Origin of the sequence: Spirillospora sp. NPDC052242 (genome assembly GCF_040679555.1) — a bacterium.
Taxonomy (GTDB): domain Bacteria; phylum Actinomycetota; class Actinomycetes; order Streptosporangiales; family Streptosporangiaceae; genus Spirillospora.
Map to the genome: position 1 here is coordinate 145,861 of NZ_JBFAUZ010000005.1, position 24,577 is coordinate 170,437.

Below are 24,577 nucleotides of genomic sequence, written 5' to 3' on the forward strand. Positions count from 1 at the left end.
GTCCGTCCGGCCGCGACGCGCGGACCGGAAGACCCGTCCGAACATGGCCGGAAATCGGAAGATTCGGGTCTAGTACAGATTTCAACGTCGGCATACGTTCGTTGGGTCGCCTTCCACGGAGGCCCCGATGGCGTGGTCGAACCGGCAGCGCGCCCCTCCCGGGGACGTCTCGCTCACGAGTCCACCCCGAGACGTCCCTGGGAGAACGCATGCCACGTATCCGTGTCGAGGTCGATGGGGCGACGTACGAGGACGACGTCGAACCGCGCCTCCTGCTCGTCCACTATCTGCGCGAACGGCTGGGGAAGGTCGGGACCCCGGTCGGCTGTGACACCACCAACTGCGGAGCGTGCACCGTCCTGCTGGACGGGCTGAGCGTGAAGAGCTGCTCCGTGCTCGCCGTCCAGGCGGACGGCCGCGACGTGACGACGATCGAGGGGCTGGGCGCGGGCGCCCCGCACCCGCTGCAGCGCGCGTTCCACGAGGAGCACGGGCTCCAGTGCGGCTACTGCACCCCCGGCATGATCATGGCGGCGCTCGACCTGCTGCGGGAGAACCCCGACCCGTCCGACGAGGAGATCCGGGAGGGGCTCGAGGGGAACCTGTGCCGCTGCACCGGCTACCAGAACATCGTGCGCTCGGTGCGGCGCGCGGCCGTCGACATGCGGCGTCCGGCGCAGGAGCCGGAGGTGGCGTCGTGACCGCGACCGACGACCGGCCGGCCGAGATCGGGACGCCGCGCCGCAGGTCGGAGGACGCGCGGCTGGTCACCGGCCGGACGCGCTGGACCGACAACATCGCGCCCGCCGGCACCCTGCACGTGGCGTTCCTGCGCAGCCCGCACGCGCACGCGCGGATCGAGCGGGTGGACGTCGCGGCGGCGCGGCGCGCGCCGAACGTCGTGGCGGCGTTCTCCGGCGCCGACCTCGCCGACGAGCAGGGCTCGCTGCCGTGCGCGTGGGTCGTCACCGAGGACATGCGGCACCCGGAGCATCCGCCGATGGCCGTCCGGGAGGTGCGGTACGTCGGGGAGCCGGTGGCGTGCGTGGTGGCGCGCGACCGGGCCGCCGCCGTGGACGCCCTGGAGGAGATCGACGTCGACTACGCGCCGCTCCCGGCCGTCGTCGACATGGAGGCGGCCGTCGCGGACGGCGCCGACCTCGTGCACGCCGACCTCGGGACGAACGAGTCGTACACGTGGGTGTTCGAGAACGGCGACCTGGACGCGGCGATGCGGGACGCGCCGGTCGTCCTGGAGCGCCGGTACGTGCAGCAGCGGCTGATCCCGACGGCGATGGAGCCCCGGTCGGTGGTGTGCGTCCCGGAGGGCGACGAGTTCACGGTGTACTCGGCGACGCAGATCCCGCACATCCTGCGGCTGATGCTCGCGACCGTCACCGGGATCCCCGAGCACCGCCTGCGGGTGGTGGCGCCGGACGTCGGCGGCGGGTTCGGCTCGAAGCTGCAGGTGTACGGCGAGGAGGTGCTCGCGCTGCTGCTGGCGCGGCGGCTCGGCCGTCCGGTGAAGTGGACGGAGTCGCGCAGCGAGGGCAACATGACCGTCCACCACGGCCGCGACCAGATCCAGCGGCTCACCCTCGCCGCCGACGCGGACGGCCGGATCCGCGGCCTCAAGGTGGACCTGCTGGCCGACATGGGCGCCTACCTGATGCTGGTGACGCCCGGCATCCCGCTGCTCGGCGCGTTCATGTTCAACGGCATCTACAAGATGGACGCGTACTCGTTCACCTGCACGGGCGTGTTCACCACCAAGACGCCGACGGACGCCTACCGGGGCGCGGGACGTCCGGAGGCGACGTACGCGATCGAGCGGCTGATGGACGAGCTCGCCGCCGAACTCGGCCTCGACCCGATCGAGGTGCGGCGCCGCAACTGGATCGCACACGAGGAGTTCCCGTACGACACGATCGCGGGCCTCACCTACGACAGCGGGAACTACGAGGCCGCGACCGAGCAGGCGCTGCGGCTCCTGGAGTACGACAAGCTGCGCGCCGAGCAGGCCGACCGCCGCGACCGCCGCGACCCCGTCCGGCTCGGGATCGGCGTGTCGACGTTCACCGAGATGTGCGGGCTCGCGCCGTCGCGCGTCCTCGGGTCCCTGTCGTACGGCGCGGGCGGCTGGGAGCACGCGGCGGTGCGGGTGCTGCCGTCCGGGAAGGTCGAGGTCGTCACCGGGTCGTCCGCGCACGGGCAGGGGCACGAGACGGCGTGGGCGCAGATCGCCGCCGACCGGCTCGGCGTCCCCTTCGAGGACGTGCGGGTGCTGCACGGGGACACGGCCGTGTCGCCGAAGGGCATGGACACCTACGGTTCGCGGTCGCTCGCCGTCGGCGGGATCGCGCTGTACTCGGCGTGCGACAAGGTCGTCGAGAAGGCGCGGAAGGTCGCCGCGCACCTCCTCGAGGCGTCCGAGGACGACCTGGAGTTCACCGCCGGACGGTTCGGCGTGCGCGGCGTCCCGGACGCCGGGGCCACGATCCAGGAGGTCGCGACGGCCGCGTTCGCCGCACACGACCTGCCGGACGGCGTCGAGCCGTCCCTCGACTCCGACGCGACGTTCGACCCGGACAACTTCTCGTTCCCGCACGGCACGCACCTGTGCGCCGCCGAGGTCGACACCGAGACCGGGATGGTGAAGATCCGCAGGTACGTGGCGGTGGACGACGTCGGGAAGGTCGTGAACCCGCTGATCGTCGAGGGGCAGGTGCACGGCGGGCTCGCGCAGGGCATCGCGCAGGCCCTCTACGAGGAGGCCGTGTACGACGCCGACGGCAACCTCACCACCACCACGATGGCCGACTACCTCATCCCCTCCGCCGCCGATCTGCCCGAGTTCGTCACCGACCGCACCGAGACGCCCGCGACGTCCAACCCGCTCGGGGTGAAGGGCGTCGGCGAGGCGGGCACGATCGCGTCCACCCCGGCGGTCGTCAACGCGATCGTGGACGCGCTGCGCCCGTTCGGCGTGTCGGACGTCCCGATGCCGTGCACGCCCGAACGGGTCTGGCGGGCGCTGCGCGCGACCGAGGGAGGCGCCCGATGATCCCCGCGAGCTTCGACTACACCCGTCCGGCCACGGTCGGCGACGCCGTCGCGGCGCTCGCCGACGCGGGCGAGGACGCGAAGGTGCTGGCCGGCGGGCAGAGCCTCATGCCGCTGCTGCGGATGCGGCTCGCGTTCCCCGAGACGCTGATCGACCTCGACCGCGTCGACGGCCTGCGGGAGATCCGCGACGACGGGAACGCCCTGGTCATCGGCGCGATGGCCACCCACCACCAGGTGATCGGCGACCCGCTGGTGCGCGCGCACGCGCCACTGCTCGTCCGGGCCGCCGAGACCGTCGCGGACCCGGCCGTGCGCCACCGCGGCACCTTCGGCGGCGCGCTCGCGCACGCCGACCCGGCCGGCGACCTCCCCGCCGTCGCGCTCGCGCTCGACGCGGTGCTGCTCGCCCGCTCGTCCCGCGGCGAGCGCGAGATCCCGGCGGCCGAGTTCTTCGTCGACTGGATGACGTCCGCGCTGGAACCGGACGAACTGCTCACGGGCGTCCGGGTGCCCAAGCTCGGCGACGGCTGGGGCGTCCACTACGAGAAGTTCCACCGGACGGCCCAGGCGTGGGCGATCGTCGGTGTGGCGTGCGCGGTCCGGCGCGCGAACGGCACCGTGGAGGAGGCGCGCGTCGCGCTCACCAACGTGGGCCCGGCGCCCGTCCGGGCGTCCGCCGTCGAGCGCGCCGCCGCGGGCCGGGCCGCCTCGGCGGACGCGCTGCGCGCGGCGGCCGAACCGGCCGCCGAGGGCATCGACCCGCCGGACGACCTGCACGGCTCGGCGGAGTACCGGTCGCACCTGGCGCGGGTCCTGACCGCCCGCGCCCTCGCGGCGGCCGCCGCCGTGTGACCCCCGCCCCGGCCGCCCCGACTGGCGGGCGGCCGGGGCACGGTCGTAAGGTCACCGGTACATCTCCGGACGATAAGGACGATTATCTATGGAGCTCGACCACGAGTTCAGCGTGCCCGTACCGGTGGATCAGGCCTGGTCGGTGCTGCTCGACGTGGAACGCATCGCCCCGTGCATGCCGGGCGCCACCCTCGACGCGGTCGACGGCGACGAGTACCGCGGCCGGATGAAGGTGCGGGTCGGCGCGATGAGCATCACCTACCGCGGCACGGTGAAGATCGTCGCGGCGGACGAGGCGTCCCGCGAGGTCACGCTGGAGGCGTCCGCGAAGGAGGCGCGCGGCTCCGGGACGGCCGCCGCCACCGTGCGCGCGACCCTGCGGGAGTCCGGCGGCACGACCCACGTCGCCGTCCGCACCGAACTCAACGTGACGGGCCGCCCCGCCCAGTTCGGCCGCAACATCCTCGCCGAGGTCGGCACCAAGATCATCAACCGGTTCGCGAAGAACCTCGCCACCGAGATCGAGTCCCCCACCCCGACCGCCGAGACGCCCGCAGACGCCCAGGCCGCCGCGCCCGCCCAGGCCGCGGCCGGTGCCGGGACGGCCGCCGCCCCCGAGGCGAGCGCCGACACCGAGGCACCCGCGGACCTCCAGGGCGCCGCGAGCGTCCAAGCCGCCGCCAACGCGGAGGCCCCCACCGAACCCGAGGCGACCGCGAGCGCCGAGGCTCCCGCGGACCTCCAAGGCGCGGCCAACGCCCAAGCCGCCGCCAACGCGGAGGCCCCCGCCGAACCCGAGGCGCCCGCGAGCGCCGAGGCGCCCACCGAACCCGAGGCGAGCGCCGACACCGAGGCGCCCGCAGACCTCCAAGGCGCCGCAAACGCCCAAGCCGCCGCAAACGCCGAAACCCCCGCCGAACCCGAGGCGCCCGCGGACCTCCAGGGCGCCGCGAACGCCGCGGCGGGCGAGGGAGCCGGGGGCGAGGTCGCGGGGGCGGTGACGGCGGTGCCGGCGGCGGCTCCGGCCGGGGCGGACGGCGCGGCGGCGCGGCCGGTGCGGGCGGTGCGGGCGGTGCCGAACCGGTTCGACGACGACGCCATCGACCTGCTCGAGGTCGCGGGGCCGTCGCTGGCCAAGCGGGCCGTCCCGGCGGTGGGGGCGCTCGTCGTGCTGCTGTTCCTCGTCCGGTTCCTCACCCGGCGCCGCCGGGGCTGAGCGCGGGTCAAGAGCGCGCCAACGATCCGTACGGGAACGGCGGCGCGGGTGGATCGCGGGCGGCGGGATGCCGTCGGCTGGACCCGTGGACACGATCGAGCTTCAGCGGGTCGCGGGCCTCGAGGACGGGAACTGGTGGCATCGGGAGCGGCGCGCGATCCTGACGGGTGAGCTGCTGCGGTTCAGCGCGCCCGGCGCGGCGGTCGACGTCGGCGCCGGGACGGGCGCGGCGGCGCGGCTGCTCGCCGAGCACGGGTGGCACGCGACGGCGATCGACCTGAGCCCGGACGCCGTGGCGGCGGCGCGCGCGCAGGGCGTCGAGGCGTACGTGGGGGACGCCCGTTACCTGCAGCTTCCCGGGGACGGGTTCGACCTCGCGCTGGCGCTGGACGTCCTGGACTTCATCGAGGACGACGGGCGGGCGGCGGCCGAGCTCGCGCGCGTCCTGCGGCCGGGCGGGACGGCGCTGGTGTCGGCCGCGTCGGACATGGCGCTCTGGTCGGCGCGGGACGTCGCGGACGGGCGGGTCCGGCGGTACGGGCGGCGCGCGCTGGTGGAGCTGCTGGAAAGCGCCGGGCTGCTGGTGGAGCGGGTGTGGAGCCGGGGCGTGCTGGTGCGGCCGGTGCCGCGGCTGCTGCGGCACCGGATGTCGCGCCGGGACGACCTGGCGCCGCTGCCGCCGGCGCTCAACGGGGCGCTGCGGCTGTCGGCGGCGGTGGAGCGGCGGCTGCCGGTGCGGTCGTTGCCGGGGACGTGGCTGTTCGCGCGGGCCCGCCGCCCGGGGTGACCCGGCGGCGGGCCCGCGGCGTCAGTTCCGCAGGCCGGTGAAGACGCGGTCGAGGACGCGGCCGGTGGCGCCGCCGTCGTCGTGCGGGCAGTAGGTGACGAAGAACCGGTCGTAGGCCTCGGCGTGGTCGGGCTCGTTCTCGTGCGCGGCGCGGACGGCCTCGGCGACGTCGATCGTCCGGGTGACGACGGGGCCCGGCGCCTCCGCCTCGAGGTCGAGGTAGAAGCCGCGCACGTGGTCGCGGTACCGCTCCAGGTCGTAGGCGTAGAACACCATGGGGCGGCCGAGGACGGCGAAGTCGAACGCGGCGGACGAGTAGTCGGTGACGAGGACGTCGGCGGCCATGTAGAGGTCGGTGATGTCGGGGTAGCCGGAGACGTCCATGACGAAGTCGTCGGACGGCGGCAGGTGCCGGTCGGTCACGAGGTGGTGCATGCGCACCAGGAGGACGTGGTCGTCGCCGAGGACGCGCCGCATGGTCTCGACGTCGAGTTCCATGCGGAAGCCGCGGCGCCCGCGCGTGTAGGTCTGGTCGTCCCGCCACGTGGGAGCGTAAAGGACGACTTTCTTCCCTTCGGGGATCCCCAGCTCTTTACGGACGTGCGTACCGAACGCGTCGGTGTCCGGCGAGCTGAGGATGTCGTTGCGCGGGAACCCGGTTTCGAGGATCTCGCCGCCGTACCGGAACGCCCGCCGCATGATCTGCGTGGCGTAGGGGCTGGGCGACAGGAGGAAGTCCCAGTGCGGGACCTCGTACTCCATCCAGTCGTGCTTCTCCGTGCGCTGGTACGGCATCTCCGCCAGGTCGTACCCGAGACGCTTGAACGGGGTGCCGTGCCACGTCTGCAGGTACGTCTGCCCTGGACGCTTCGTGAACCAGCGGGGCATCCCGTAGTTCGTGACGATGTACCGTGCGCGCGCGAGCAGCCGGTAATGCTCACGGCTGCCGTACTGGACGATCCGGGCATCGCCGTCGACCGTGAACTGGCCGTCGCGCGACACCCACACGCACTCCGTCTCCGGCCGCCGCCGCGTCAGCTCCTCGAAGATCGCCCGCGGGTTGCAGCTGAACGCCGAACCCGCGTAGCCGTCGAACACGGCGACGTCCGCGAGGGGGCTGCGCAGGTAGACCGGGTAGTCGCGGGACCGCAGCACGCGCTGCGCGTGGCCGCCGCGCTCGTCGTCGGCGAGGGCGGGCCGGGTGCGGAGCCGCAGCGCGTCCGTCTGCTCCACGGCGACCTCGAACTCCCGCCCGCCGACGGTGTGCCACCCGGGCAGGGACGGGACGGCGGAGCGTTCGGCGACGACGGCGACGTCCCCGGCGCGCGTCGGCGCGACCACCTCCCACGTCCCGGCGGCGAGCGGGACGTCGCGGCCGAACGCGGCGGTCTCGGCGGGCGCGAACGACGCGACGAACCGGCTCCCGTCCCAGGTCACGGGCACCCGGTGCGTCTCCCCGGTCTCCGGGCGGCGGACGAGGAAGTGCGCGGGCGGGTCCTGCGGGTCGACGAACTCGCCGGCGAGCGCGAGGTGCCCCGACCCGTCCCAGCGGGCCGCCGTGACGACCGGGCGCGGCGTCCGCTCGATGCCCCGCAGGTTCCCGAACGACGTCCGGGTGAGGACGTACTCGCGTCCCCGCCACAGGAACCTGGCCTCGGTGAGCGCGGGCGCGACGGTGAGGCGCAGCGGGCCGCCCTCCCCCGTCAGCCGGACGTCCCAGTCGAGGACGTCGCGCAGGTGCGCCCGGTACGGGCGGTCGGGCGCGTCGGCGGGCATCAGGTCGGCGAGCGGCAGCGTCGCCGTGAACCCGAACCCGGTGCCCTCGACCGTCTGCAGGACGGCCGCCGGGCGCAGCGTCACCTCGCCTCGGACCTCGGCGCCGCCGTGCCGGCGGAACGCGACGACGGCCGCGTTCGTCCCGAGCGCCCGCTTCGTCCAGCCGGTGAGCAGCAGCGTGTCCCCGGACCGCCGGTACTCGGTCACGACCGCCTTGGACCGTTTCACGTGCACGACGAACCCGTCGTCGTCCCCCGCGGGCTGCACCGCGACCAGCTCGTCCACCTGCCGCGCCGCCGTCCACCGCACCGCCGGCTCCACCGCGTCGAGGCGCTGCACCGCGCGGCGTCCCGCCGCCGCGACCTCCGCGAACAGCTCCCAGGTGCCCGAGCGCCACTCGTCGCCGTCCAGCAGGTACTCGGGCTCGATCCGCACCGCGAACCCCGACCAGTCGACGCACACCCGCGACTGCCCGGACCGCGCGGTCGCCTCCGGGCGCCGCACCCGCTCGACCGGGAGCCCCACCTCCCGCCCGGTCTTCACGTTCCGCATCCACACCCGGATCCGGGAGTCGCGGACGTCCGACACCTCCAGCCGGTCGAAGTGCGCCCAGCCCTCGACGATCAGCGTGTCGCCGTCCCACGCGACCCGGTCGACGTCCGCGCGCAGCTCGAACTCGTCGGTGACGTCGTACAGCTCGTCGGGGATCGCGCGGTCCGCGTCGCCGAAGAACGGGTACCGCGCGTACCAGCGCGGCCGGAACCGGCCGCGGGCCTCGACCGGGACGTCCGCGAGGCCGCCCTCCTGGAACGCGAGCAGCTCCAGCAGCTCGCGCGGCATCCGCTCGCGCAGCAGGTGCAGTTCCAGGCGGCGGATCGCCTCCAGTCCCTCGACGGCGGCCGGGTCGGCCTCCGCCACGATCCGCGCGCCCAGGTCGACGAGCCGCTCCCGCTCCTGCAGGGTCGCGGCGGGCAGGACCCGGACGAACGTGTGCATGTCGACGTCGAGGATCTGCGCGTGGAACGCGGGCAGCAGGCCGGGGGCGTGCTCGGAGAACAGGCGCTGCACGATGTCGAGGGACGCGTGCCGGTCGTTGAGCAGCGCCGGGTCGGTCGCGCGGTCGGTGAGCGAGCCGGGGCGGCGCCGCCAGAAGTACACGGTCGCGTCGAGGACGTCCACGGCGGACGCCAGCGCGTGCGTCGCCAGCGCGACCGGCAGGTCCTCGAACAGGCTCGGCGGGAACCGGAACCGGTTCGCGTCCCAGAACGACCGCCGGAACACCTTGTTGCCGATCGTCCGGTCCTGCAGCAGCGCGAGCCGCCGCGTCACGTGCGTCCCCCGGACCGTCTCCGCGTACGCCTCCGCGTGCGGGCGGGACGGCTCCACGCGCTCGCCGTCGAGCCGCTGCAGGCTCCCGCCCGCGATGTCCGACCCCGTCGACTCCAGCGACCCGACCAGCAGTTCGTACGCGTACGGCGGGACCGCGTCGTCGCCGTCGACGAACGCCAGGTACCGTCCGGTCGCGTGCTCCGCGCCGAGGTTGCGCGCGGGGCCCGGCCCCTCGCCCTCGCCTTCGCCCTGCACGAGGACGAACCGGTCGTCCCGGGCGGCGAAGTCCGCGGCGATCTCGGCGCCGCCGTCCGCGGAGCCGTCGTCGACCATGACGACCTGCAGGTCGCGGAACGTCTGCCCGGCGATCGACTCCAGGCACTCGGCGAGGTACCCGCCGACGTCCTTGAACGGCACGACGACGCTCAACGCGACGTCCTTCGCGACGTCCTTCGCGGGCTCGACGGCGCTCTCGGCGGCGCTCTCGGCGGCGCTCTCGCCGCCGGTCTTCGAGCTGGTTGCGGGGTTGGTCTTGGGGGACACAGAATCGCTCCCGGTCGGTGGTTCAGTGGGCGGGGTTGCTGAGGACGCGGTCGAGGACCCGGGAGGCGGCGCGGCCGTCGTCGTGCGGGCAGTACCGGGCGGCGAACGCGGCGCGGGCGGCCCGGTATCCGGCGTCCAGCGCGGCCGGCTCGCCGAGGGCGTCCACGACGTCCTGCGCGGTGGGCAGCAGCGGCCCGGGGGCCTCCGCCTCGAAGTCGAAGTAGAAGCCGCGCACGTGGTCGCGGTACCGGTCCAGGTCGTAGGTGAAGAACGCCATCGGGCGGCCGGTGACGGCGAAGTCGAACATGGACGACGAGTAATCGGTGACGAGGACGTCGCTGATCAGGTACAGCTCGGAGATGTCCGGGTACACCGAGACGTCGATGACGCAGTCGCCCGGCGTCCACTTCGGGCGGTCCGTCACCAGGTAGTGGGTGCGGAGCAGCAGCACATGGTCGCGCCCCAGGGCCCGCCGGAAGCGGTCCACGTCGAACTCCAGGCGGAACGCGCGCTTGCCGGCGGCGAGGTGGAAGTCGTCCCGCCACGTCGGCGCGTACAGGACGACGCGCTTGCCCTTCGGGACGCCGAGCCGCCGCCGGACGGCCGCCGCGATGTCGTCCCGGTGCGGGCTGTTCAGGATGTCGTTGCGCGGATAGCCGCTCTCCAGGACCTCGCCGTCGTACCCGAACGCGCGCCGGAACAGCGGCACGGAGAACTCGTTCTGCGACAGCAGCAGATCCCAGTGCTGGACGTCGTGCTCCATCCAGTTGACGCCCTCGGTGCGCTTGAAGGGCATCTCCTTGACGTCGTAGCCCAGTTTCTTCAGCGGCGTGCCGTGCCAGCACTGCACGTACGTCTGGTCCTCACGCTTGACGAACCACGGCTGCTGGGACCAGTTCCCGAAGATGTACCGCGCGCGCGCCAGCGCCTCGTAGTACTCGCGTGTCCCGGACAGGACGACGCGCGCACCCGGAGGCCGTCCGAACTGGCCGTTCGACGTCACCCAGACGCACTCGACGTCGGTGCCCCTGCGGCGCAGCTCGTCGTAGATGCCGCGCGGATTGCAGGAGTACTGGCGTCCCCGGTACGCGTCGAACACCGCGAGCTCGCGCGCGGGCAGGTTCAGGTGGCGGCGGTAGTGCCCCGACCGCATCCGCCGCTGCGCGTACTCGCCCCGCTCGTCCTCGTCGAGCGCGGTCTCCACGCGGAACTGCAACCGGTCCGTCTTGACCGCCCGGACGGTCACCCGGTGCAGGCCCGTCTCGTGCGGATCGGGCAGGTCGCGCAGGGCGTGCCGGCGGACGACGACGGCCCGTTCGCCGTCGCCGGCCTCCACGAGGACGTCCCAGCGTCCCGGGACCAGCGGGCGCGACAGCCCCAGCAGCGGCATCCGGGCCGGCGCGAACGACGCGGTGAACCGGCCGTCCTCCCAGCGCAGCGGCACCCGGTGCTCCTCGCACGACCGCCGCCGGCGCAGCAGCAGCGCGTCCGCCCGGCCCGCCGGGTCCGGGCAGCCGCCGTGCAGCGTCACGACGCCGTCGGGCGCCCACGTCACCCGCTCGACCACCGGCACCGGCTCCCGGACCACGATCCGCAGCGCGCTCCGCCGCGTCCGGGCGATCTCCAGCTCGCCGCCCGGCACCCCGAACGCCGCGCCCGCCGCCTGCCGGGTGACGTGCGGCCGGGCGCCGCCCGGCAGTGCGACGTCCCAGTCCCCCGGCCGTCCGGCCAGCTCCCCGATCGGCAGCCGGGCGCGGAACCCGCGGCCGTCCCGCCCGACGTCGAGCACGCCCGTCACCGTCTCCCGGGTGCCCTTCGCGGTCGCGGTGACCCGCACGTCCTCGCCGAACGGCTCGTGGCTCCAGCCCTCCAGCACCAGCTCGCCGTCCGCCGCACGGCACCCGGTGATCGCCGCGGGCGTCCGCCGCACCTGGACGACGAACCGGTGCCGGCCCGCGACGCCCTGCACCCGCACGCCGGGCACGCACTCCAGGTCGTCCGGCCACAGCCGCGGCGTCTGCGCCGGGTTCCCGAACGTGCGGCGCCGCCGGACGCCCCGGCTGACGATCTCCACGCACGGGATCCAGTCGACGTCGCGCCACCGGCCGAAGATCCGCAGCTGCGACGGCTCGATCTCGGCGACGAACCCGGACCAGTCGTAGGACACCTCCGACTGCCGCGACCGCGCCGTCACGTCCGGGCGCCGCACCCGCCGGACCGGGACCTTCAGCAGCCCGCGCCGGTTCGCGGCGAGCAGCCACAGCCGGATCCGCGAGCCCTCCACGGTCGAGGAGTCCAGGTGCCGGATGAACGCGTGCCCCTCCAGCCGGAGCCGCCCGTCGACCCACGTCGCGCGGTCGATCGCCGCGACCGCCGCCAGCTCGTCGGTGACGTCGTACAGGTGCGCGGGCAGGCCCCGCTCGTCGTCCTCGAAGAAGGGGTACTCGGCGAACCACCGGTGCCGCAGGCCCCGCCGCACCCGCGGCGCGTTCGCCGGCCCGCCGAGCGCGACGAACCGCAGCACCTCCTCCAGCTCCGGCAGCATCCGGTGCGCCAGCAGGTGGAGCTGCAGCCGCGACATCGCCGGGAGCCGCTTCAGCACCTTCGGCGCGATCCGCTCGGCCAGGTCCCCGCCCATCTCGACGAGTTCCGCGCGACGGTCGTCGTCCGTCTTGGGGAGGGCCTCCAGCAGCACCCGCAGCTCGACGTCGATCAGCGCGTGCTCGTCGTAGGCGTTGAGAAGCTGCGGCGCGTAGGACGCGAGACCGTCGCGCAGCAACCGCGCGGATCGCATCCGCTGGGAGATGTTGTCCCAGTCGTAGCGGTCCTCGGTGATGGAGCCCTGCCGCTTGCGCCACAGGTAGACGGTGTCCGGCAGGACGTCAACGGCCTTGGCCAGGGCGTGCGCCCGAACCGTCACGGGCGGGTCCTCGTAAAACCCTTTGGGGAACTCCAGAGCGACGTCATCCCAGAATTGGCGCCGGTACACCTTGTTCCAGGGCGTCCGGTCACGGATCAGCAGCGGCTGCGCGGACACGTGCGTCGACGACTTCCGCTCCGCGAACACGCCGGCGTGCAGCACCGACTGCCAGGTGCGCTCCCCGTCCGTCCGCTCGACGTTCCCGCACGCCAGGTCCGACCCCGTCCGCTCCAGCGACCCGACCAGCCGCATGTACGCGTCCGGCGTGACGACGTCGTCGGCGTCGGCGAACGCGAGGTACTTCCCCTTCGCCTGCCGGACGCCCGCGTTCCGCGCGGGCCCCGGGCCCTCCTGCTCGCGCGCGACCAGCCGGAACCGTCCGTCCCGCTCGCACATCTCCTTGGCGATCACCGCGCCGTTGTCGGTGGACCCGTCGTCCACCATGATCACCTCGAGGTCGCGGAACGACTGCCCGGCCAGCGAGTCCAGGCACTCCCGCAGGTACTCCTCGGTGTTGTGGAAGGGGACGACGACGCTCAACTTCGGGGACATGCGGCCTCCAGGTCGGGATGCGCGGGGCAGCCAGCGGGAAACCTCGCCTCACCGAGCATGGTGACGACGTGCGACGAACCGAACACGCATCGCCATCACAAGGCCGTCACCTGACGCAGACTTGACCTGTCCTGGCCCGTCCTTGACGAACCTGTGACCCTCGCCCGGCGATCAGCCGGACGTCCGGAACCCGGGCGTTTCGTCCTCGATCGCCGCCCGCACGCTCTCCGCGAGCGCCTCGAACTCCGCCGCCCGCGGCGACGTCGCCCGGTATCCCAGCCCGATCCGCCGGAACGGCGCCGGGTCTCGGAACCGGTGCAGCGCCAGGTTCGGCGCCCGCCGCGTCTCCACCGGCAGCGCCGACTCCGGCACCAGCGTCACGCCCAGCCCGCCCGACACGAGCTGCACCAGCGTGGCCAGGCTCGTCGCGTACGTGGCCGCGACGGCCCGCGCGCCGACCTCGCGGCAGACGTCCATCGCCTGGTCCCGCAGGCAGTGCCCCTCGTTGAGGAGCAGCACGTCGAGCTCCCCCAGGACCTCCCGCGCGACGCCCTCGCTCGGCACCTCGACGTCCTGCGAAGCGGGCGCGACGAGCACGAAGTCCTCGTCGTACAGCGGAACCTCGCGCACTCCGGCCGCCGGCGAAGGCAGCGCCATCACCACGACGTCGAGCCGTCCCGCGAGCAGCTCGGCCACGATCTGGTCGGTCTGCTCCTCGTGCACCGAGAGCTCCAGCTCGGGGAAGTCCTTCGCCAACCGGGGCAGCACCACGGGCAGCAGGTAAGGGGCGACGGTCGGAATGACACCGACCCTGAGCGGCCCGACCAGCGGCCCCCGCACCGCCTTGACGTCCTCGACCAGCCGATCCAGCTCGGCGAGCACGAACTCGGCCCGCCGCGCGACCCGCTCCCCCGCGGGCGTCAGCATCACCTTCCGCGTCGTCCGCTCCACCAACCGGGTGCCGAGCGTCTCCTCCAGCGCGGCCACCGCCCCCGACAGCGCGGGCTGGCTCAACCGCAGAGCCGCCGCCGCATCCCGGAAGTGCAGGTGCTCGGCGAGCGCCACGAACGCCCTGAGCTGCGCCACCGTAGGCCGACCGATCCCCACCCGAAGAATTTACCCGAGCCCTTGACAAGCCCCGCACGCCCCCACACCCCCTGCCACCGCTCCCGCCCCACGCGCTGGGTGGGTGGGTCGGGGTGGCTTACGGGGGCGTTCGGGGGTGGTCAGGCGGTGGTCAGCGGGTGGTCAGCGCGGGGGGCGAGGCTTCGGGCGTCCGCTGCGGAAGGCGGCCGAACGAAGGAGCCTTGAATGAAGAACGTCCTGATCTCCGGTGCGAGCATCGCGGGGCCGGCGCTGGCGCACTGGCTGACCCGGTACGGGTACGGCGTGACGATCGTGGAGCGGGCGCCCGGCGTCCGGGCGGGCGGGCAGGCGATCGACGTGCGGGGGCCGGCGCTGGACGTCGCCGCGCGGATGGGCGTCCTGGACGAGTTGCGGGCCATGGGCACCGGGATGCGCGGGATGTCGGTCGTGGACGAGGGCGGCTCCGAGGTGTTCCGCACCACCGAGCGCACGGTCAGCGGCGGCGACCTGGACGCCCCGGACGTCGAGGTCCTGCGGGACGACCTCGCCCGGCTCGTCGCGGACGCGTGCGACGGCGTCGAGTACCTCTTCGACGACTCGATCGCCGTGCTGGAGCAGGACGGCGAGGGCGTCCGGGTGACGTTCGAGAGCGGCCTGACCCGCACGTTCGACCTGGTGGTCGGGGCGGACGGGCTGCACTCCAACGTCCGTCGGCTGGTGTTCGGCCCGGCCGAACGGTTCGTGCACCACCTGGGCACGTACATGGCGGTCTGCACCGTCCCGAACTTCCTCGGCCTCGACCACTGGCAGGTCATGCACCAGATCCCCGGGCCGGACCTGCGCGGCGCGATGGTCATGAGCGTCCGGGACGACACCGAGGCGCGGGCGTACCTCATGTTCGACTCGGCCGAGCCGATCGCCTACGACCACCGCGACGTCGAGGCGCAGAAGGACATCGTGGCCCGCGAGCTGGGCCACGGGCGCTGGGAGATGCCGCGGCTGCTGGAGCTGATGCGGCGCTCGCCGGACTTCCACTTCGACTCCGCCGCGCAGATCCGCATGGACGCGTGGTCGCGCGGGCGCGTCGTCCTGCTGGGGGACGCGGCGTACTGCGGCTCCCCGCTGTCGGGGCAGGGCACGAGCCTGGCGCTGGTCGGGGCGTACGTGCTCGCGGGCGAGCTGAAGGCCGCGGGCGGCGACCACGTCGCGGCGTTCGCCGCGTACGAGAAGGAGCTGCGGGACTACGCGGAGGCGAACCAGGCGGTGGCGGTCGCCAACCTGCGGCGGCGGCAGGCCGGGGACTCCGCGGCGGAGCTCGTCGACGCGGGCGCCGAGGAGTTCGCGAGGGTGGTCGCCTCCTTCGGCGTCCGCGACTACTGAACAGAAATATCGCGCGGGCGCGAACCCGGCGGGCCCGTCGGTACATCGAACGACATGGCGGCCGTGGTCGATCGGGGGACCACGGCCGCCCTCCGCGGACCGGCCGCCGTCAGACCAGCAGCCCGCCGGTCGCCCGCAGGTTCTGGCCGGTGATCCAGCCGGCGTCCGGGCCCGCGAGGAACGCGACGACGTTCGCGATGTCGTCCGGACGGCCGATGCGGCCGAGCGCCGTGAACGCCGCGGCCTGCTCGGCGGCCCCGGGCGGGTTCGTCTCCCGGAACAGGTCGGTGTCGGTCGTGCCGGGCGAGACCGCGTTCACGGTGATGCCGCGCGGGCCGAACTCGCGGGCGGCGACGGCCGTGAGCTGCTCCAGCGCCGCCTTGCTCGCCGAGTACAGGGCGTGCCCGGGCGAGGGCAGCACGGTGTTGAGCGTCGACACGTTGACGATCCGGCCGCCGTCCGGCATCAGCGGTTCGGCGCGCCGCATGACGAGCAGCGGATACTTGGCGTTGACGGTCATCACGCGGTCGAAGTCCGCGCCGGTCGTCTCGGCGATCGGCCGGTGCGGGTTGACCGCCGCGTTGTTGACGACGATGTCGAGCGACTCCCCGACCGGCTCGAACAGCGCGTCGATCGTCCCGGGATCCTCCTGGTCGGCCCGCACCGCGACGGCCCGCCCGCCGAGTTCCCGGACGAGCGCCTCCGCGGCCGCCGCGTCCTCGCGGTAGCCGAACACCACGCGCGCGCCGTCCGCCGCGAGGCGCGCCACGATCGCCCGGCCGATGCCGCGCGAACCCCCGGTGACGAGGGCCGTCCTGTCCTTGAGCGTCATGGCCCGGACGCTAGTGCGCGGACGCCCGCCCGTCTTGAACGAACGCGAACAGTTCGGTCGGCGTGAGCCCGCTCATCGCCCGCACGTCCCGGCTGAAGTGCGGCTGGTCGGCGTACCCGCACGCGACGGCCGCCGCCGGGTCGCCGATCACCTGCACGGCGCGCTGGAACCGGCCGATGCGCGCGACCGTCTTCGGCGGCAGCCCGATGTGCCGCCGGAACCCCGCCTGCAGGTGCCGCAGGCCGATCCCCAGCTCGCGCGCCGTCCCGCCCACCGTCCCGGCGTGCGCCTGCAGCCGCCACCACGCCCGCAGGACGAGCTCGTCCGGACGGGCCCGCGACGGCGCGAGCCACGCCGCCAGCCGCTCGTCGAGGACGTCGAACCGCGCGTCCCACCCGGGCGCCTCCGCGAGCCGGTCCGCGAGCCGCGACACCCGGGGGCCGAACACGTCGGCGGGCGCGGCGACCGTCCCGACGAGGTCGCGGATCGGCAGGTCGCACAGCGCCGCGACCCCCGCCGGGGTGAGCCCGACCGACACCCCGCGCCGCCACGCCGCCGCGCCCGACACCAGCGGCGTGCCGCGCGGGCCGGTGACGGTCGAGCACGGGCCGTCGAAGTCGATGATCAGCGCGGCGAGGTTGAGCGGGAGCACCCGCCGCCGCAGCGGCCCGGGCGGCGCGCCCGTCCGGAACCCCGAGTACCCGATGACGTACGGGCGCAGCCGCGCGTGCGCCGCCCGCACCACGACCTCGCACGGGCCCGTCCCGTCCGCCATCACCGAGTGGACCTGCGTCATGGGTTCATGGCTGCTGGGGCGCCGGGTCACCCGCTCTCCTTCCCGCGCTGACGAGATGGAACACGATCCGAGCCGCGAACACGCACGCGAGGGCACCGAGGAGGAGAACGACGCCCTTGACGTCGGTGGGCAGCAGCATGTACGTGCCCGAAGCCTTGCAGAAGGCCCACGGCCACGCCGTCGCGACGAAGGCTTCCGCGACGACGACCGGTCCGACGACGCCCCGCCGCGATCCGTTGGAGGAAATCCGGGCGACGAGGCGCGGACTGACCGCAGCGAACGCGAACATCAGGGCCACTGCGCCTCCCACCCAGGTGATGGCCACCACGTTGGTGACCACCACCAGGCCGTCACCCCAGGTCGGGTCCTCCGACGTCAGGACGCCCCACGTGAGCCCACCGTTGATCGCGGCCACGGCCGCCAGAGCCGCGGTCCGGTGCGCCGAAGCCCACGGGCCGATCGAGAGGATGAGCGCCAACGCCATGGCGACCGGAAGCCATTGCGGGACGGCATGTAGCACGAACATGCTCGCCGACCACGAGAAGTACAGCGTGACGGCGACGGTGATCCATGTGCATGCGAGAGCAGCGCGCACGAGGGGCTTGTAGCGGTGGCCGTCGACCGCCGGCGCCGACGTACGTCCACCCAAAGCGGGCGCCGGATCGGTGCGAGGCCCCGGATCGGCATCCCCGGCGTCCGCCCTCGTCCTCCCTCCTGCCCCGCCCGCACCATCGGACGCGCCACCGGACAGGGACGCGGCACCGGGCTGGGTCATCCGCCGGGTCGGCTCAGGGCCGCCGCCGGGCTCGGCGTTGGGCGGGGGCGCGATGGTGCCGGTGGCGGCGGTGAGGAGGGCTCGGATGCGGTCCGGGGACGGACGGTCCGCGGGGTCCTTGTGCAGGAGTCCGGTCAGGGCCTCGGAGAGGGGGCCGCCGCAGCTGGGCGGCTCTGGGTCCCTGGTGGCGATGGCGACGAACAGGGCGCCGTGGGTGGGCGCGGCGAACGGCGGGCGGCCCTCGACCGCCGCGTACAGGGTGGCGCCGAGCGACCACAGGTCCGAGGCCGGGGTGACGGGACGGCCCTCGACCTGCTCCGGGGACATGTACGCGGGCGTGCCCAGCACCGCGCCCGTGCGGGTGAGGGTGGCGTCGCCCTCGACCGCCGCGATGCCGAAGTCGGTGAGCAGGACGCGCTCGCCCTCCAGCAGCACGTTGGCCGGTTTCACGTCGCGGTGGACGACGCCCTTCGCGTGGGCCGCCGTCAGCGCGTCCAGCATCGCCAGCCCGATCCGGGCGACCCGCCGCGCGGGCAGCGCCCCGTCCTCGGCCAGCACCCGGTCCAGCGACCGGCCCCGCACCAGCTCCATGACGATCCACGGGCGGCCGTCGTCGCCCCGCACCCGGTCGTAGACGGTGACGATGCCCGGGTGCCGCAGCCGCGCGGCGGCCCGCGCCTCCCGCTCCATCCGCGCGTACCAGACGGCCCGCTCCTGCTCGCCGACCTGCTCGGGCACCCGCAGCTCCTTGACCGCGACCTCCCGGTCGAGGTCGGCGTCGTGGGCGCGCCACACCGACCCCATCCCGCCCCGCCCGATGCGGTCCAGCCTCCGGTACCGGCCCGCCAGCACACCCTCGCCATCCCAGCTCACGACCAAGAACCTAATGTCGGCGGGCGGGCGCGAGAAGGGGTTCGGCGGATCTGGCAGACATGTTCGTTCCTCCGAGCGAAACCCGAACTGCGCTAGGTTTTGGAGTCCACCGTCCGCTCTCCGGGAGGCTCACGATGACCGTCCGTCCGCTCTCCGTGCGTCCGGCCCGCGCGGACGACCCCGGGGAGATCGACCGGATCTACGAGATCTGCCTGCGCACCGGGGCCTTCGGGCAGGACGCGAGCGGCCTGTTCGACGATCCCCGGCTGCTGGGCGACGTCTACGCCGGGCCCTACCTGGCCCACGCGCCCGACCTCGCCTGGGTCCTCGCGCCCGCCGACGGCGACGGTGCGTCGCCGCCCGTCGGCTACTTCCTCGCCGTCGCGGACACCGCGTCCTTCGAGCGCGAACTCGAGGACGCCTGGTGGCCGCGCCTGCGCGCGCGCCGCGCGGAACGGCCCGTCCGGTCCGGGACCCTGGACGCCCGGCTGCACGCCCTCATCGACGACCCGCCCCGCACCCCGGCGGGCATCACCGGCCGGTACCCCGCCCACTTCCACGTGGACCTGCTGCCCGAGGCGCAGGGCGGCGGCAACGGGCGGCGCCTCTGGGCCACCGCCATGGACGCGCTGCGCGCGGGGGGCGTGCCCGGCGTCCACCTCGGCGTCGCCGCCCGCAACGCGAACGCGCTGGGGTTCTACCGCCACCTGGGCTTCCGCGTGCTCGACGACGGGCCCGAGAGCAAGATCCTCGGCATGCGCCTGGACGCCTGAGCGTCCGCGCCGGTCAGGACGGCCCCGGGCGCCGGGGCGCGGTGCAGCCCGGCCCCGGCTCGTTCGCAGCCGTTTCGGCGCCCGGCCGGGCCGCCGATACCGAACAAGCGTCCGCTTGCGTATGCTGCGGGACATGGGGCTGCTGGACGGGTTGCGGGTGCTGGATCTGACGATGTGGCGGCCGGGGCCGTACGCGACGCAGCTCCTCGGACGGCTCGGCGCGGACGTCGTCAAGGTCGAGCCCCCGGGCGGCGAGCCGATGCGCGCGTTCCGCGACCACTTCGACGTCCTGAACCGGCACAAGCGGAGCGTCGAGCTCGACCTGAAGAGCGCGGACGGGCTGGCGCGGTGCCTGGAGCTCGCGCGGGACGCCGAGGTGTTCGTCGAGGGGTTCCGGCCGGGCGTCGCCGACCGGCTCGGCGTCGGGTACGCGCGGCTGCGGGAGGCCGCGCCCGCGCTCGTGTACTGCTCCGTCTCCGGGTACGGCGCGCAGGGCCCGCTGGCCGACGTGCCGGGGCACGACGTCAACTACCGCGCCTACGCGGGGGCGCTCGCGCAGGACGCGACGTCGGCGGGCGCCGAACTGGCCGTCGCGGACATGGCCGCCGCGACGATGGCCGCGTTCGCGATCACCGCCGCCGTGCTGAAGGCGCGGGAGACCGGCGTCGGCGAGCGGATCGACCTCGGGATGGCCGACGTGCTCGCCGACTGGGTCGAGACGTCGCCCGACATGTCGGGCGCCGACGCGCCCGTCCCGGGATACGGCGTCTACCCCACGAAGGACGGGCGGACGATCACGCTCGGGGTCGTCTCGGAGGATCGGCTGTGGGCCGCGACGTGCCGGGCCCTCGGGCTCGAACGGCACGCGGACGTCCCGTTCCTGCGGCGGTTCGAGCGGCTGGAGGAACTCGACGGGGCGGTCGCGGACGCGGTCGCGGGGCTGTCGCGGGACGAGGCGGTGGCGCGGCTGTCGGCGGAGGGCGCGCCGGTCGCGCCCGTCCTCACCCGGGCCGAGATGCTCGCGCACGAGCACTTCCGGGCCCGCGGGATCGGGGACGGGCCGGTGCGGACGGCGAACCACCCGGGCCCGCCGCGGGGGAAGGTCCCGGAACTGGACGAGCACCGCGGCGAGGGCTGGCGTCTCACGGAGTGAAATTCGTGCGGTTTCGTCCGATCCGTTTGGCATGCTGGGACGCGTGAGCACGCGCGCGATGAGCCCGATCCTGGTCGGGCGTTCGGACGAGCTGCGGCGGCTGGAGGACGCGCTCGCCACGGCGCCCGGGGCGGTGCTCGTCGGCGGGGAGGCGGGCCTCGGCAAGACGCGGCTGATCCGGGAGTTCGCCGGATGCGTGGGCGACCGGGCGCGGGTCCTGGTCGGCGGGTGCCTGGAGCTGGGTTCGGACGGCCTGCCGTTCGCGCCGTTCACCACCGTGCTGCGGGGGCTGGTGCGCGACATCGGCATCGACGGGATCGCGGGGCTGGTCCCGCGCGGCGACACCGGCGCGCTGGCCCGGCTGCTGCCCGAGTTCGGCGAGCCCGAGCGGGACGAGGCGTCCGGCGAGGAGCGGGCCCGGCTGTTCGAGCTGGTGCTGACGCTGCTGGAGCGGCTCGCCGAGCGGGCCCCGGTCGTGCTCGTCATCGAGGACGCCCACTGGGCGGACCGTTCCACCCGCGACCTGCTGGCCTTCCTGACCCGCAACCTCGGCACCGCGCCCGTCCTCATCGTGGTGACGTACCGGACGGACGAGCTGCACCGGGGGCACCCGCTGCGGACGCTGCTCGCGGGGCTGGAGCGGGCCGAGCGGGTGCGCCGGCTGGACCCCGCGCGGCTGACCCGCGCGGAGACGGCCGCGCTGGTCACGGCGCTGCTGGGCGACGAGCCGCCGGCGGGGCTTGTGGAGCGGATCGTCGAGCGCAGCGAGGGCAACCCGCTGTTCATCGAGGCGCTGCTCGACGACGACGGCACGCTGGCGTCCGAGCTGCCCGAGTCGCTGCGCGACCTGCTGCTGGCGGGGGTGCAGCGGCTGCCGGAGGAGACGCAGGAGGTGCTGCGGGACGCCAGCGGCGGCGGCACCCGCATCGAGCACGCGCTGCTCGCGGCGGTGTCCGGGCTGGACGACGCCGCGCTGACCCGCACGCTGCGCCCGGCGGTCGCGGCGAACGTCCTCGTCGTCGACGGGGACGGCTACGCGTTCCGGCACGCGCTGATCCGCGAGGCCGTCCACGACGACCTGCTGCCCGGCGAGCACACGCGGCTGCACACCCGGTACGCGGAGGCGCTGGAGAACGATCCGGCGCTGGTGCCGGACGGGCGGCTGTGGGTGGAGCTGAGCCACCACTGGAAGGCCGCGCACAACGCCGTCTGGGCGCTCGTCGCGTCGTGGCGGGCGGCCGGGTACGCGCGCAAGGCCCTCGCGTACGCGGAGTGCCTGGCGATGCTGTCGCGCGTGATGGAGCTGTGGGAGCTGGTCCCGGACGCGTCCGAACGCATCGGCGCCGACCTGGTGCAAGTCCTGGAGAAGGCCGCGCGGACCGCCGACCTGGCGGGCGAGTACGAGCGCGGCATCAAGCTGGCGTCCGCGGCGCTGCGCGAGATCGGCGACGGCGGCGACGACCCGGACCTCCGGGAGCGGCGGGCGGAACTGCTCGCGCTGCGGGGGCGGATGCGGTACCAGATGGCCCGCACCGGGTTCATCGAGGACATCCGGGAGGCCGCCGAGACACTGCCGGCCGACCGGCGCACCGTGCTGCGCGCCCGCGTCCTGTCCACGCTCGCGACCTACAACCGCTTCACGACGAACATCGACGAGTCGCGGGCCGCGGCGACGGAGGCGTACACGATCGCGCGGGAGCTGGGCGACCCTGTCGCCGAGTCGCACGCGCTGTGCACGCTGTTCTGCACCGACATCGACTACACCGACGGCGCGCTGCTCGACGAGATCGCCGAGGTCGCGTCCCGCAGCGGCGACCACGGCGCGCTGATGCGGCACGCGGTCATCCGGTCGCACTTCCTCGAGGGCGCCGGGCTGCACGCGGAGGCCGCGGAGGTCGCGCGGCTCGGCAAGGAGACCGCCAGCCGGTTCGGGCTCGCCCGCACCGACGGGACGTTCCTGTGCATCAACGAGGCGGAACCGCTCGTCTCGATGGGCCGGTGGGACGAGGCGCTCGCCGTGATCGAGCAGGCGATGGCGCAGGAGCCGTCCGTCACGACCCGCACGTCGCTGCTCGTCATGTCGGGCGAGATCGCCCTGTTCCGGGGCGAGCCGGAGACGGCGCGGGAGCGGCTGGCACGCGCCGCCCAGGGCACGAGCATGCAGAAGACATGGCTGAAGACGCAGGACTACTTCTCCACCCAGCGGCTCCGGGCGCGGCTCGCGCTGACCGACGGCGACCCGGCCGCCGCGCTGGACGCCGTCCTCGGGGTCGTGGCGCGGCCGGGCCTGCCCGACGACGCGCGGTACGCGTGGCCGGTGCTGGTGCTGGGCGCCACCGCCTGCGCCGAGATCGGCCCGGCCGCCGACGGCGACCTCGAACGCATCGCGGAGCGCGCGGCGCGGCTGCCGCGCCTCGGCCGCCTGCAGGAGGCGCACCGGCTGACGTTCGACGCCGAACTCGCCCGCGCCCGCGGCGTCCTCGACCTGGCCGCGTGGGACGGCGCCGCCGCCGCCTGGGAGCGGATCGGCGCCCCGTTCGCGCACGCGACCGCGCTGGTGCGGGCGGCCGAGGCCGCACTGGCCGCGGGCGACCACGACGCGGCGTCCGTCCGGCTGGACACGGCCGCGGGCCTCGCCGGCGACCTGCGCGCCGAACCCCTCGCCGAGCACGTCGCCGACCTGCTGCGCCGCACCCGCGGCCCGCAGCGCACCGGGACGGCGCCGCTCGGGCTGACGCCCCGCGAGTTCGAGGTGCTGCGGCTCGTCGCCGAGGGACGCAGCAACCGCGACATCGCCGAGGCGCTGTTCATCTCCGCGAAGACGGCCAGCGTGCACGTCTCGAACATCCTCGGCAAGCTCGGCGTCGCCAGCCGCGGCGAGGCCGCCGCCACCGCGCACCGGCTCTCCCTGTTCCGGGAGGCCGGCGCGGCGCGGTGACGGCTCGGACGGCCGCGCGGGACGGCTACTCGGGGACGCGCGCCACGCAGAGCACCGTCTGCCCGAACGGCGGCTTGACGAACCGCTCGATCGTGCGGGTGAACGGCACGACCGTCCGGTCGTAGATCTTCACCAGCTTGGGGTCCGGGTAGCCGGCGCCGCCGCGCCGCACCGCGAACCACCAGGCGATGCCGCCGAGGAAGTTGATCGGCTTGAGGACCTCGGGGACCAGCCCCGCCTCGCGCACCGACTTCTCCAGCGTCGCCGGGGTGTACCGGGTGACGTGCCCGACCTTGCGGTCGAAGTCGCCGTAGAGCTGCATGTACCCGGGCACCCAGATGACGATCCGGCCGCCGGGCAGGGTCACGGCGGCGAGGTCGCGCAGCGCCTGGACGTCGTCCTTGATGTGCTCCAGGACGTTCATCATCACGACGGTGTCGACCTTCTGCCGGATGTCGATGTCGGCCGGCAGCGCCAGGTCGATGACCTCGACGTCGTCGTTGCCCTCGTAGCGCTTGCGCAGCTCACCGACGCAGTAGGGGTCGTTGTCGCTGACGACGAGGTAGTCGAGCCGGCCCGCGAACTGCTCGGAGAAGTGCCCGAGCCCGGACCCGACCTCCAGCATGGAGCGGCCCACGTGCGGCGCGACGGTGTCGTACTCGTACTTGCGGTAGTTGCGGGCCTCGTCCCCGCCGAGGTGGTTCTCCAGCGCGCCCTCGCCGGCGGCGGGCTGGACGACGTCGCCGTCCCGCGACGGCGGCGGCGCGGCGGGCGACCGCTTCGGGCCGCTGCCGATCAGGTTGAGGAGGGTTCCGGCAATGGACTTCTTCTGACCAGGTTGCTGCATACTTCCCGCTCGCTGGGTGCGTTCGCCGTAACGGCTGTCGTTTCGCCGGATCCTGCGGCCCGCTCCGCAACGGGAGGGCCTGA

At 74.3% G+C, this 24,577-nt stretch carries 16 protein-coding genes; 9 read left to right on the forward strand and 7 right to left on the reverse strand.

Features of this window, described 5'->3' with window-relative positions; genetic code table 11:
* Nucleotides 1-209 precede the first annotated feature (209 nt).
* The 5 genes from AB0L25_RS06090 to AB0L25_RS06110 all read left to right on the forward strand — a co-directional run bounded on the left by AB0L25_RS06090 (nucleotide 210) and on the right by AB0L25_RS06110 (nucleotide 5,921).
* Complete coding sequence (locus tag AB0L25_RS06090; protein WP_500169131.1) at nucleotides 210-701, forward strand: (2Fe-2S)-binding protein; 492 nt, start codon at nucleotides 210-212, stop codon at nucleotides 699-701.
* Nucleotides 698-3,064, forward strand: coding sequence for a xanthine dehydrogenase family protein molybdopterin-binding subunit (locus AB0L25_RS06095; protein WP_500169133.1), 2,367 nt, complete (start codon nucleotides 698-700; stop codon nucleotides 3,062-3,064). Before AB0L25_RS06090 ends, AB0L25_RS06095 begins: the two co-directional genes overlap by 4 nt.
* Nucleotides 3,061-3,918 carry an FAD binding domain-containing protein gene (locus AB0L25_RS06100; protein ID WP_500169134.1) on the forward strand — a complete coding sequence of 286 codons (858 nt, stop codon included), beginning with the start codon at nucleotides 3,061-3,063 and terminating at the stop codon, nucleotides 3,916-3,918. The genes AB0L25_RS06095 and AB0L25_RS06100 overlap by 4 nt, the downstream gene beginning before the upstream one ends.
* 88 nt (nucleotides 3,919-4,006) lie before the next feature.
* The gene (locus tag AB0L25_RS06105; protein WP_500169136.1) at nucleotides 4,007-5,134 is read left to right on the forward strand and encodes an SRPBCC family protein; all 1,128 of its coding nucleotides are present in this window, start codon (nucleotides 4,007-4,009) and stop codon (nucleotides 5,132-5,134) included.
* 85 nt (nucleotides 5,135-5,219) lie between these two features.
* Nucleotides 5,220-5,921 (forward strand): class I SAM-dependent methyltransferase, encoded by a 702-nt coding sequence (locus AB0L25_RS06110; protein WP_500169138.1) that lies wholly within the window; start codon nucleotides 5,220-5,222, stop codon nucleotides 5,919-5,921.
* Between the two features lie 21 nt (nucleotides 5,922-5,942).
* Here AB0L25_RS06110 and AB0L25_RS06115 read toward each other — a convergent pair whose 3' ends face one another.
* From AB0L25_RS06115 to AB0L25_RS06125, 3 genes are all read right to left on the reverse strand, one after another.
* A complete protein-coding gene (locus AB0L25_RS06115; protein WP_500169139.1) occupies nucleotides 5,943-9,569 on the reverse strand; it encodes a bifunctional glycosyltransferase/CDP-glycerol:glycerophosphate glycerophosphotransferase in 3,627 nt (1,208 codons plus the stop codon).
* A gap of 22 nt (nucleotides 9,570-9,591) precedes the next feature.
* Entirely contained in the window at nucleotides 9,592-13,041 is a 3,450-nt protein-coding gene (locus AB0L25_RS06120) for a bifunctional glycosyltransferase/CDP-glycerol:glycerophosphate glycerophosphotransferase (RefSeq protein ID WP_500169141.1), read from the reverse strand.
* Nucleotides 13,042-13,212: 171 nt separating this feature from the next.
* A complete protein-coding gene (locus AB0L25_RS06125) occupies nucleotides 13,213-14,127 on the reverse strand; it encodes a LysR substrate-binding domain-containing protein (protein ID WP_500169143.1) in 915 nt (304 codons plus the stop codon).
* A gap of 225 nt (nucleotides 14,128-14,352) precedes the next feature.
* Between AB0L25_RS06125 and AB0L25_RS06130 the strand changes: the two genes are divergently transcribed.
* Complete coding sequence (locus tag AB0L25_RS06130) at nucleotides 14,353-15,507, forward strand: FAD-dependent monooxygenase (protein WP_500169145.1); 1,155 nt, start codon at nucleotides 14,353-14,355, stop codon at nucleotides 15,505-15,507.
* 109 nt (nucleotides 15,508-15,616) lie between these two features.
* On the opposite strand, the gene AB0L25_RS06135 is transcribed toward AB0L25_RS06130, so the two are convergent.
* The 3 genes from AB0L25_RS06135 to AB0L25_RS06145 are packed head-to-tail and all read right to left on the reverse strand — an operon-like array spanning nucleotide 15,617 to nucleotide 18,783.
* Entirely contained in the window at nucleotides 15,617-16,339 is a 723-nt protein-coding gene (locus tag AB0L25_RS06135; RefSeq protein WP_500169146.1) for an SDR family oxidoreductase, read from the reverse strand.
* 10 nt (nucleotides 16,340-16,349) lie between these two features.
* Nucleotides 16,350-17,135 (reverse strand): helix-turn-helix domain-containing protein, encoded by a 786-nt coding sequence (locus tag AB0L25_RS06140; RefSeq protein WP_500169148.1) that lies wholly within the window; start codon nucleotides 17,133-17,135, stop codon nucleotides 16,350-16,352.
* 4 nt (nucleotides 17,136-17,139) lie between these two features.
* Nucleotides 17,140-18,783 carry a serine/threonine-protein kinase gene (locus AB0L25_RS06145; RefSeq protein ID WP_500169150.1) on the reverse strand — a complete coding sequence of 548 codons (1,644 nt, stop codon included), beginning with the start codon at nucleotides 18,781-18,783 and terminating at the stop codon, nucleotides 17,140-17,142.
* A 134-nt stretch (nucleotides 18,784-18,917) separates the two neighbouring features.
* On the opposite strand from AB0L25_RS06145, the gene AB0L25_RS06150 reads away from it, so the two are divergent.
* The 3 genes from AB0L25_RS06150 to AB0L25_RS06160 all read left to right on the forward strand — a co-directional run bounded on the left by AB0L25_RS06150 (nucleotide 18,918) and on the right by AB0L25_RS06160 (nucleotide 23,647).
* Nucleotides 18,918-19,556 (forward strand): GNAT family N-acetyltransferase, encoded by a 639-nt coding sequence (locus tag AB0L25_RS06150; RefSeq protein WP_500169152.1) that lies wholly within the window; start codon nucleotides 18,918-18,920, stop codon nucleotides 19,554-19,556.
* Between the two features lie 133 nt (nucleotides 19,557-19,689).
* A complete protein-coding gene (locus tag AB0L25_RS06155) occupies nucleotides 19,690-20,709 on the forward strand; it encodes a CaiB/BaiF CoA transferase family protein (protein WP_500169154.1) in 1,020 nt (339 codons plus the stop codon).
* Between the two features lie 43 nt (nucleotides 20,710-20,752).
* A complete protein-coding gene (locus tag AB0L25_RS06160; RefSeq protein ID WP_500169155.1) occupies nucleotides 20,753-23,647 on the forward strand; it encodes a helix-turn-helix transcriptional regulator in 2,895 nt (964 codons plus the stop codon).
* A 25-nt stretch (nucleotides 23,648-23,672) separates the two neighbouring features.
* On the opposite strand, the gene AB0L25_RS06165 is transcribed toward AB0L25_RS06160, so the two are convergent.
* Nucleotides 23,673-24,494 carry a class I SAM-dependent methyltransferase gene (locus AB0L25_RS06165; protein WP_500169157.1) on the reverse strand — a complete coding sequence of 274 codons (822 nt, stop codon included), beginning with the start codon at nucleotides 24,492-24,494 and terminating at the stop codon, nucleotides 23,673-23,675.
* Nucleotides 24,495-24,577 lie beyond the last annotated feature (83 nt).